The following is a 9,829-nucleotide window of genomic DNA, read 5'->3' as shown; positions in this document are numbered from 1 at the left end:
TGCCTAATTTTACCTGTAATTAATCAAGACTCAATTCGTAATTTAGTCACTGAATTTGGCTATCAAAATCGAGTTTGAGGTGTCAAAATGACTCAACAACAAAATTATTAGTTTAATGAATTTTAAAGACCACCATGAAATTGTTAATTTAACTTAAAAACATGAGTAACTTAGTTTGGTTTGATGGAAAAATAACCAAAACTTATAATGAGATTTCTGTGCCACTTTTATCACAGGGTCTTCACTATGGTTTTGGTGCTTTTGAAGGCATAAGAACTAGAAAATATGCTGAAGGTTCATTCATTTTTAGATTAACTGACCACATTCAAAGATTGTATCATTCGACTAGCAAGCTCTTTTATCAGATAGAAGATAAATTTACGCCCCAGGAAATTGAACAAGCTTGTCAAGATGTATTGACTTACAATCAACTTCGAGAAACTTATATTAGACCTATCGTATATTTTGGAGATACCTTTCCAGGATTAACCCTTTCAAAAGATAATATTCATTTAGCGATTTTAGCTGTTGATTTTCCCCTCAATTTTGCCGATGGGATTAAAATAGCTGTAGCTGAACTAAGGAAAGATAGGAGAAATATGATCGTTGATGTCAAAGGGTCAGGGCAATATCAAATCTTTACTTATGAAAGGGAAAAAGCCCGAAAAAAAGGATTTAATGACGCATTCTTTCTTGATAATGATGGTAATATTGCCGAAGGAGTAGGGAGCAATATTTTCTTGATAAAAGAACATACACTATATACTCCTCCCCTGGAAAATATATTACCAGGAATGACCAGAGATTCAGTGTTACAATTTGCATCTGATTTAGGATATAACGTTAAAGAGGAACATATTTCTTATTCATCAATTGGTAATTTTGATGAAGCATTCTTTACTGGAACTGCCATAGGAATTGTCCCGATTAAACAGATTGATAACTTGATATTTAATAGTATCGAGATTGGGAAAAGTTTACAAAAATATTATTTAGATATTACGATGGGAAAAATCCCTAAATATCAAAAATGGTTAACTCAAGTTCATTTTCAATCCGTCCTGGTATAATTAAATAAAAAAATCCATATTTTGGCGGAGTAAACAAGCCATATTTTTCATAACAAACTATCTTAAAATTATCCCACTAGGAGCAAAATAATTGCTAAAATTCAAGGCTATTAAATCCATCAATCTTATTCCCGAAAAACTGCAACAACCAGCAGTCCAAAAATGGTTAACGATGTTAGGTATTAGTCTTGGTACATTGATGTTTGCTCTGGATGTATATATTGTCAATACTACTCTTCCTCAATTGGTTGAAGTTTTCCATACCAATTCTGCCTTAATCCGATGGGTTGTTTTAAGTTATTTGTTAACCATTACTGCTATGGTTTTGGGTGCGGGAAGATTGGGGGATATGTGGGATAAAAAGTGGCTATATCTGGGTGGTGTGATACTGTTTTCCATAAGTTCTTTGATGTGCGGACTTGTCTGTGAGGTTAATTATTTGATCGGTTTTCGAGCCATTCAGGGACTCGGTGCTGTCTTGATTTCCGTTCTTGGATTAGCAATTATTGCAGAAGTTTTTCCCAGTGAAGAACGTCAACGGGCTCTAGGAATTATTAGTGGAATTCACTTGGTAGGGGTTGCCCTTGGACCGACGGTTGGAGAACTGCTAATTAGTTTAGCGGGTTGGCAATTAATATTTTTGATCAACTTGCCCATTGGGATTATTACAACGGCAATTGTTGTGCTATTTTTTCCTCCCTTTCCTAACAGTAAAAGGCAACAAAAATTCGATCTATTCGGGATGCTGATTATGGCAATAACCTTAGTCTGCTTTTCGTTAAGCATGACTTTTGTGCAAACAGAGGGATTTAGCAGCAAAATTACCTTAACTTGGTTAGCCTTTGCAGCTATCGGTCTTATGAGCTTTTTAGTTGTAGAATATTCTGTATCAGAACCGATGTTAGATTTAAAAATTTTCCAAGACCTTCAATTAAGTTTAGGCTTATTACTCAGTGTCATCGTCTATTCTTTTATTGCTGGTATTATGTTTATTATTCCTTTCTTCCTACAATTTGTGAAACAATATTCTAGTTTTGAGATAGGGTGTTTATTAGCAACGTCGCCCATTTTGGGGGGATTGATTTCTCCTATTTCTGGAATCCTTTGTGACCATTTTAAATCTTCTACCATCCGTTTAATCGGGCTATTATTCATAGCGGGCGGTTGCTTGGCTATTAGCACCTTCAACGAAGATTTAACGATATTAGGCTACATTTTACGAATTGCACCCTATGGATTAGGAACCGGAATATTTATATCATCTAATATCAGCGCTGTCATGGGAGCGATGACTCAAGAACGATTAGGAATTACTTCTAGTTTGTTATCTTTATCGCGGAACTTAGGACAAACTATAGGTCTATCAACCATGGGAACCCTATTTTCTAGTTTAACTTTAAGGCAATCTAATTTTTCAATGCAAATTGATCTGACAACTGCCCCTATTGAATCATTAATTATCGGGGTGCAAACAACTTTTCATTGGGCTGCAATTTTATTGATCATTGCTGTCATTCTAGGGGCTTTTTCCTGCTGGAAAGCTTCTCTCAATCAAGGGTAACTATCTTGAATATCGGAAAAAACTATGCTAACGAACGAAAAATCCCCATCCATATTTCAACCCCCGACATTTACCTCGTTTGCAGAGGAACGTCAGCATCGCCGAGAACGGTTAGCCGCAGCATTCCGTCTTTTTGCGCGGTTTGGCTTTGATCACGGCATAGCAGGGCATATCACCGTCCGCGATCCAGAACATTTAGATTGCTTTTGGGTCAATCCCTTGGCAGTCCATTTTAGTCTCATTCGGGCTAGTGAACTAATTATGGTCAATGATCAAGGTGAGATCCTTGAAGGCAACCACCCCATAAATCAGGCGGCTTTTGCTATTCATTCCCAAATTCATGCCGCCCGTCCTGATGTTATTGCAGTTGCTCATGCCCATTCAATTTATGGCAAAACTTGGTCTAGTCTGGGCCGTCTCCTTGATCCCATTACCCAAGATGCCTGTGCTTTTTATGAGGATCACAGTGTGTTTAATGACTATACTGGAGTAGTTCTGAAGGTAGAAGAAGGAAAAAGAATTGCTCATGCCCTCTCAGACCACAAAGCGGTTATTTTACGCAATCATGGACTACTGACTGTCGGTCACTCAGTCGATGAAGCGGCTTGGTGGTTTATCAGAATGGAAATTTGTTGTCAGTCACAGTTAATGGCAGAGTCGGTCGGTAAACCTATTTTAATAGACCCAGAAATCGCTAGTCTGGCCAGTAGCCAAGTAGGAAGCCATCAGTCAGGTTGGTTGAGTTTTCAACCTCTATACCAGATGATTGTACGTCAAGATACTGATTTTTTGTTGGGTTAAGGAGATTCTTTGCAACAGAACTGTTTTCTTTTGTTTGTATCTATATTAGGAGGGGTGCTAAACTCCGTCGCTGGTGGTAGTGGTTTAATTTTCTTCCCGACTCTGCTGATGATTGGTGTCCCCCCTATAAGTGCTAATGCTACAACTACAGTGGCATCCCTGCCAGGGTATATTGCTGGTATTTACGTCTATCGTCAACGTTTGTCAGATGAGGGACGAATCTCTTTACTTTTGGGCAGTATTAGCCTTGTCGGTGGGATGCTTGGTGCAATGTTGTTGATTGTCATTCCTAATACTTCCTTCGACTATCTTGTTCCTTGGCTTTTACTTTTAGCAACAGTCCTATTTACCTTGAGTAATTCAATCATAACTCCCCAGGAGTTGGATTTACGAGAGATCGGTGAAAAACCTGGGAATCGGCTGTTGAAATTTCTATTGATTCAGTTTTTAATTGCCATTTATGGCGGATTTTATGGGGGAGGAATGAGTTTTTTGATCTTGGCAAAACTTAAAATATTAGGGATTAAAGATATTAATCAGATGAATGCCTTGAAGATATTGCTAATGGGTTGCATTGATAGTTTTGCCGTTATTACTTTCATCTTTGCTGATCTTGTCGCTTGGCCACAAGCATTTTTGATGATGGTAGGAACTGTTATCGGTGGCTACGGCGGGGCTTATTACTCCGGTTACCTTAACCCTTCTCTGGTGAGAACCTGTGTTACTGTGGTTGGTTTTGTCATGACGGGCTATTTTTTTCTCTTTAAATAGTCTTTGCTGAAAAACCATGAAAACCTTCAAAAACTAAACCTCTTATCCACTGAGAAATTTTCTTCAAACATGGCATAACAAGTACCTAAGAGCCAATTGTATATGTGAAATCCTCTGTTACTATTTAAGGTTTCGTTGCAAAAAGTTTAAAAGAAGAGGACTGAAAGTAAATTACAGGACGATCTATCCTTACTCCAGTAAAAAATCACTATGTTGTTAAAAATTATTTTGCCTGTAGAATTAGCGGCTGAGATTGAACCTCATTTACCGTCTGATGTAGTGACAGTTCATGTTGATAGTGACGGAAATTTTGACGATAACCCCCAAGATGCGGAAGTTTATATGAATTGGTATTATCTCAAAAAAACGACTCTCTATAAGGTATTAGCAGATGCTCCGAAACTACGCTGGCATCATACCGTTAGTGCGGGAGTTAATCATCTTCTGACTCCAACTTTTTTGGAACGGAATCTGATTCTGACCAATAGTGCGGGGGTTAATGCTATTGCTGTGGCTGAATTTGTTTTAACTTTTATGCTCTACCATACTAAACAAATCGTAGCATTACAAACCTTACAACATCAAAAAACTTGGGTTAAAGGATTAGAATTGCAGGAGTTGCTAGACAAAACCTTGTTAATTATTGGTACGGGTCACGTTGGGCGCGAAATTGCCCAGAGAGCGAAAGCTTTCGGGATGAAAGTGTTAGGAATTCGCCGTCATCCCCAACCCTTACCAGCATTTGATCAGATAGTGGGTTTAGATCAATGGCGTTCTCTGCTACCTTTGGCTGATTATCTCGTGATTGCAATTCCTTTAACGTCAGACACTCAAGGTATGATTGATGAATTAGCGTTGCGCGTGATGGATTCCCAGGCTTACCTAATTAATGTCGCTAGAGGGGCAGTTGTTGATGAACCCGCTTTGTTAAAAGCGTTAACTGAAGGTTGGATCGGGGGTGCTGCATTAGATACTTTTGTGGAGGAACCCTTGCCACTGGCAAGTCCTTTTTGGTCTTTACCCAATGTTTTTGTTACCCCCCACTGTGCAGGAACATCTTCACAATTGCGATCGCGTTTGGTGGCCTTGTTTTTAGATAACTTAAATCGATATCTTTCCGGTTTGCCTTTACGCAATGTTGTCAATCAAAAACTCGGATACTAAATTTATTTTGGATCTCCTAGAGTGGTTATGCTAAAATAATTAATGATGATGTTGGCAAAAACTAAATTATTTATAGCAGTATGAACTTGAGTGAAATACACTCAGGAAATCACAAACCCCGTCCTCGATTTCCCTTGATTGTATTATATCCCACCGATAACCGCTATATATTTTTGCAATATTCCCATGACAACTGCTGGTATTTCTAAATGGGGAAGAATTCCAGTGTCGGGTATTTCGTGAAAACCTATAATTGCACCAGGATTTAAATTTGCTAACCGTCGTCCTAATTGCATATTTGTAAATTGGGCTTTTTCTCCCCACAACATGACAGTTGGAACTTGAAGTTGCTGAATATATAAACTCAAATCAAAATAAAGATTTCCGCGTAAGAAGGACAAAGCCGCAAACTTGGCTTGATATTGTTGTGCAGAACTTAAATAAGCTGATACCATTTCTTGGGTAACTCTTTCTGGTTTAGCAAACAGAAAACTTTGCAAAAAGTTCCTAACTGCAATTTCATTTTCTGCACCTAAAGCATAAATTAAATTATCTACCAACGGTGTATTAATTAAAGAAAGTGGTAATCTCCTTCCTGCACCTTCTCCAAAATCGTTAAAACCGGAAGGACAAACTAAAAACAAAGCTTTAAATAAGTCTGGATAAGTAACAGCAAGACGAATAGTTAAAGCCGCTGTTAAAGAAGATGCTACTACAGTTACAGGTTGATTACAGGTTTGAGTAATAAATTCAAGAATCGTCGTTAAATAATCTTGAATTTGATAATCTCGCACGGGGTGAGCAGATTTTCCCCACCCAATTAAATCTGGGGCTAAAATTCGATATGTTGACGCATAAGCCGGGTAAATTTTCGACCATTCATAAGCAGATGCACCACCACCAAAATTATGTAAGAATAATAATGGTGGTAAATCTTGATCTTTGGCATTTTCCCAAGGGGCGCTAATTTGGGTATAGTAAACCATTGCCCCCAAAGAGGTATGAATGAATTTACTACCAAACCCAGGAGGTTGAAATTGCAGCATAATTATGAAAGTGAATCTTTGGTAATTTGTACAAGTTGATTGATATTATCACTATTAATATTATAGGCAGCCCCAAACCCAATGACAAACCGTCCTGTATTTGGTGTAAGTTGCAAAATCCGAAAATCGGGTAAACTGCGTAATGTCGTAATCAATTCTCCAAACCGAAGTTCAAATTTATCAACAACTTCCTGCCATTTCTCTGTTTCCCTGGCTATCAAACTTGCGGTACAATCAAAATTTAACCGCCGACGGGCAAAAATTTGTTGAGTTTTAACTTCGTCGTCAATAAATAAAACACTCACAAAAGGATGATTTTGAATATTTTGGGTGTGAGTAGCTAGTCCACTTACATAAATATAGATATTTTTATCATCGTCCATAATAAAAGGAGCATAACTAGCATTAGGAGTTCCTTGTTTATTTACTGTACTAATGATAATGCTAGTAAATTCTGTGGGAAATTTCTCATATTCAGCTTGGGCTTTTTCAGATTGATTCATCGCAATTATCCTAATTTATAAAAATTATAATACCATTTTTAAGAACAATAAAAATTCCTCCTTAACCTCTTCTCTCTGTGTCCTCTGTGCCTCTGTGGTTAGATAAATTACCTTTAAACCGCAGACGAGATATTTCTGAAGTTACATCAAAAAGGCTGTATAGCAATACTATTTGAGTTTAAAGAATATTCTTTTTAACCAACCACAGAGGCACAGAGAGCGCAGAGAAAGAGGAAAATGAATTATATCCAGGAGTTGATATTTTATCTACTATATACTCGAAAGTTGATACAATAAGACTAAAATAACATGATTAAATCGTAACTATGAGTAACAATGATCGTTCTCAATGGGATTTATGCAGGTTTATCAAAACCCTAACTTACTTTGAAGTATTTCCGGTTCTTAACTGGATAGAAAAAATCTTTCAAGGTAGTCCAAAAGATCATCAAGATATATCAAAAGCAGGAGGAAATATGGCTGTAATTCTGGTAGCTGGGGCGACGGGTGGTGTGGGTAAACGAGTTGTCAAAAAATTGATAGCACAAGGCTATAATGTCCGTTGTTTAGTTCGAGATATTGCAAAAGCGCGGACAATTCTGGGTGATGATATTGATTTGGTAGTTGGGGATATTACGAAATCAGAGACTTTGACAAGTCTAGTTATGGCTAATATTCAAGCTGTAATTTGTTGTACGTCGGTGCGTGTTCAACCTGTGGAGGGAGATACACCAGATAGGGCAAAATATAATCAAGGGGTGAAATTCTATCTACCGGAAATTGTGGGAGATACACCAGAAAATGTTGAATATCAAGGTGTGAAAAATTTAGTAACAGCCGCTGCAAAGTATCTAGTTTCTGTGGGTGAAAAACCGATATTTGATTTTACTAAACCATCAGATGAAATCAAAAATATCTGGGGCGCTTTAGATGATGTGGTTATGGGTGGTGTCAGTTCCAGTAGTTTTCAAATTAGGGAAAATACAGCAGTATTCACAGGTAATGTTTCAACTGCTAATTCTGGGGGTTTTGCTTCAGTAAGAACTAAGAATTTTTCACCATTAGTTGATTTATCTGGTTATCAAGGTGTGAAATTGCGGGTTAAAGGTGACGGTCAACGTTATAAAATATTTATCCGCACAGAATCAACTTGGGACGGTGTTGGTTATAGTTATTCTTTTGATACTGTTGCTAATAATTGGCTAGATATTCAGATTCCTTTCACAGATTTAGTTCCGGTATTTCGTGCCAAAATTGTTAAAGACTGTCCACCAATGGACGTTAGTAAAGTTTGTTCTTTGCAATTAATGTTGAGTAAGTTTGAATATGATGGTGCTTTAAATCCTGCTTTTAATCCGGGGATTTTTGCGCTGGAAGTTGCATCAATTCAAGCCTATGGTGGGGAAACTTTACCTCAATTTGTATTAATCAGTTCTGCTGGGGTAACTCGTCCAGGAAGACCAGGAATTAATTTAGATGAAGAACCACCAGCAGTGAGATTAAATGACCAATTGGGAGGAATTTTAACTTGGAAGTTGCGAGGAGAAGAAAGCTTGAAATCTAGTGGAATTCCTTATACAATTATTCGACCTTGTGCTTTGACGGAAACAGCAGGGGGGAAGGAATTAATCTTTGAACAAGGTGATAATATTAGAGGAAAAATTAGCCGTGATGATGTTGCGGAAATTTGTGTACAAGCAATTAAAGAACCAAAAGCCAGTAATCTCACTTTTGAAGTTAAGGAAAGTGAAGTAATTGCTGATAATTTAGATTGGAAACGGCTATTTTCTTCTTTGCAAGTTGATAAATAGAACTTTAAGTAATTAGTGAATTTGTTGGGTTTCCTTTGTCAACCCAACCTACAATCAGAGTTAATCAACTGGAGAAACTTAATGTCAAGTAAAGATAAATCTGTTACGTATGAGGGTGGTTGTCATTGTGGTACGGTGCGGTTTCGGGTAGTAGTTAATAATCACAAAGTTGATGATTGTAATTGTTCAATTTGTGCTAAAAAAGGATTTTTGCATTTGATTGTTCCCCAAGAAAAGTTTACTTTGCTACAAGGGGAAGATGTCTTAAAAACTTATAAATTTAATACGGAAGTAGCACAACATAAGTTTTGCAGTATTTGTGGGATTCATTCCTTTTATATTCCCCGTAGTCACCCTGATTGTATTGATGTTAATGTGCGGTGTTTAGACGGAAATATAATTGGCAATTTTGAAATTGTGCCTTTTGATGGTGTAAATTGGGAAGAAAATATTGATAAGTTACAAAGAGGTTAAATAAATTATTTTTTCAATAATTGGAAATTTAGCCTCTAAACTATGATATTTTAATCATGTCTATTCACTTGTCAAAAATGTTGTAATTCCTAAATGATAACTATGATGGAAACTCAAGCACAGCAAACAGAACAAGGAAATTATTCTTCACCACAAGATAGTTTATCTTTTTCCGGTGAAGATAATCGCAGTTTACCAAAATTACCTGCTGCTAAAGAACCTGAATCCCAATGGCAGCAAATTAGTAGACAAATTCTTGAATTCTTAAATCAACTGCCAGAGTATTTAGGCAGTATTTTTAACAACAATAAACAGGGTTTAATCACCCTAGTTTTAATTTTATCAGCTTTGGTCACAGTTAAGGTAGCGATCGCCGTACTAGATGCTGTGAATGGTGTACCTTTGCTACAACCGATTTTCGAGTTGATTGGCATATTTTACTTTATCTGGTTTGCTTTCCGTTATCTCCTCAAATTTGAGTCTCGGCAAGAATTATCCCAGAAATTTAACTCTTTTAAACAACAATCTTTAGGTTAAAGATTTTTTATCAAGCTAATAAAATGTAGGTTAGTTCTAGACTAGCTTACATTTTTTTATTTTGTCATGGAGGATGTCAAATATATCTATA

Annotated in this window: 10 protein-coding genes; 8 read left to right on the top strand and 2 right to left on the bottom strand. The window is 37.0% G+C overall.

Annotated features, from left to right (window positions below; translation table 11 throughout):
* The first annotated feature begins 161 nt into the window (after positions 1–161).
* From ilvE to FJR08_RS06885, 5 genes are all read left to right on the top strand, one after another.
* Positions 162–1,070, top strand: a complete 909-nt coding sequence (gene ilvE / locus FJR08_RS06905; RefSeq protein WP_039200423.1) for a branched-chain-amino-acid transaminase — start codon at positions 162–164, stop codon at positions 1,068–1,070.
* 91 nt (positions 1,071–1,161) lie between these two features.
* Entirely contained in the window at positions 1,162–2,631 is a 1,470-nt protein-coding gene (locus FJR08_RS06900; RefSeq protein ID WP_254435707.1) for an MFS transporter, read from the top strand.
* Positions 2,632–2,655: 24 nt separating this feature from the next.
* Positions 2,656–3,432 (top strand): class II aldolase/adducin family protein, encoded by a 777-nt coding sequence (locus tag FJR08_RS06895; protein WP_168632656.1) that lies wholly within the window; start codon positions 2,656–2,658, stop codon positions 3,430–3,432.
* Positions 3,433–3,441: 9 nt separating this feature from the next.
* The gene (locus FJR08_RS06890) at positions 3,442–4,203 is read left to right on the top strand and encodes a sulfite exporter TauE/SafE family protein (RefSeq protein WP_323294404.1); all 762 of its coding nucleotides are present in this window, start codon (positions 3,442–3,444) and stop codon (positions 4,201–4,203) included.
* A gap of 210 nt (positions 4,204–4,413) precedes the next feature.
* Entirely contained in the window at positions 4,414–5,367 is a 954-nt protein-coding gene (locus tag FJR08_RS06885; RefSeq protein ID WP_168632654.1) for a D-2-hydroxyacid dehydrogenase, read from the top strand.
* Positions 5,368–5,510: 143 nt separating this feature from the next.
* Here FJR08_RS06885 and FJR08_RS06880 read toward each other — a convergent pair whose 3' ends face one another.
* The gene (locus tag FJR08_RS06880) at positions 5,511–6,413 is read right to left on the bottom strand and encodes an alpha/beta fold hydrolase (RefSeq protein WP_168632653.1); all 903 of its coding nucleotides are present in this window, start codon (positions 6,411–6,413) and stop codon (positions 5,511–5,513) included.
* A 2-nt stretch (positions 6,414–6,415) separates the two neighbouring features.
* Positions 6,416–6,916, bottom strand: a complete 501-nt coding sequence (locus tag FJR08_RS06875; protein WP_015078921.1) for a HugZ family protein — start codon at positions 6,914–6,916, stop codon at positions 6,416–6,418.
* A gap of 326 nt (positions 6,917–7,242) precedes the next feature.
* On the opposite strand from FJR08_RS06875, the gene FJR08_RS06870 reads away from it, so the two are divergent.
* The 3 genes from FJR08_RS06870 (at position 7,243) to FJR08_RS06860 (ending at position 9,738) form a co-directional block, all read left to right on the top strand.
* Positions 7,243–8,727, top strand: coding sequence for a CIA30 family protein (locus FJR08_RS06870; protein ID WP_168632652.1), 1,485 nt, complete (start codon positions 7,243–7,245; stop codon positions 8,725–8,727).
* A gap of 81 nt (positions 8,728–8,808) precedes the next feature.
* The gene (locus FJR08_RS06865) at positions 8,809–9,201 is read left to right on the top strand and encodes a GFA family protein (protein WP_168632651.1); all 393 of its coding nucleotides are present in this window, start codon (positions 8,809–8,811) and stop codon (positions 9,199–9,201) included.
* A 102-nt stretch (positions 9,202–9,303) separates the two neighbouring features.
* A complete protein-coding gene (locus tag FJR08_RS06860; protein ID WP_323294403.1) occupies positions 9,304–9,738 on the top strand; it encodes a CAAD domain-containing protein in 435 nt (144 codons plus the stop codon).
* Positions 9,739–9,829: the final 91 nt, after the last annotated feature.

Source organism: Dolichospermum sp. UHCC 0260 (assembly GCF_009711985.1).
In the GTDB taxonomy this organism is placed as follows: Bacteria; Cyanobacteriota; Cyanobacteriia; order Cyanobacteriales; family Nostocaceae; genus Dolichospermum; species Dolichospermum lemmermannii.
The sequence above is the reverse complement of the archived record's forward strand: the minus strand, read 5'-3'. Positions and strand labels throughout refer to the sequence as shown.

Coding starts and splice junctions, on each gene's coding strand:
- FJR08_RS06885 (WP_168632654.1), top strand. CDS start 4,414: ATGTTGTTAAAAATTATTTTGCCTGTAGAATTAGCGGCTGAGATTGAA.
- FJR08_RS06895 (WP_168632656.1), top strand. CDS start 2,656: ATGCTAACGAACGAAAAATCCCCATCCATATTTCAACCCCCGACATTT.
- FJR08_RS06870 (WP_168632652.1), top strand. CDS start 7,243: ATGAGTAACAATGATCGTTCTCAATGGGATTTATGCAGGTTTATCAAA.
- ilvE (WP_039200423.1), top strand. CDS start 162: ATGAGTAACTTAGTTTGGTTTGATGGAAAAATAACCAAAACTTATAAT.
- FJR08_RS06860 (WP_323294403.1), top strand. CDS start 9,304: ATGATGGAAACTCAAGCACAGCAAACAGAACAAGGAAATTATTCTTCA.
- FJR08_RS06875 (WP_015078921.1), bottom strand. CDS start 6,916: ATGAATCAATCTGAAAAAGCCCAAGCTGAATATGAGAAATTTCCCACA.
- FJR08_RS06865 (WP_168632651.1), top strand. CDS start 8,809: ATGTCAAGTAAAGATAAATCTGTTACGTATGAGGGTGGTTGTCATTGT.
- FJR08_RS06880 (WP_168632653.1), bottom strand. CDS start 6,413: ATGCTGCAATTTCAACCTCCTGGGTTTGGTAGTAAATTCATTCATACC.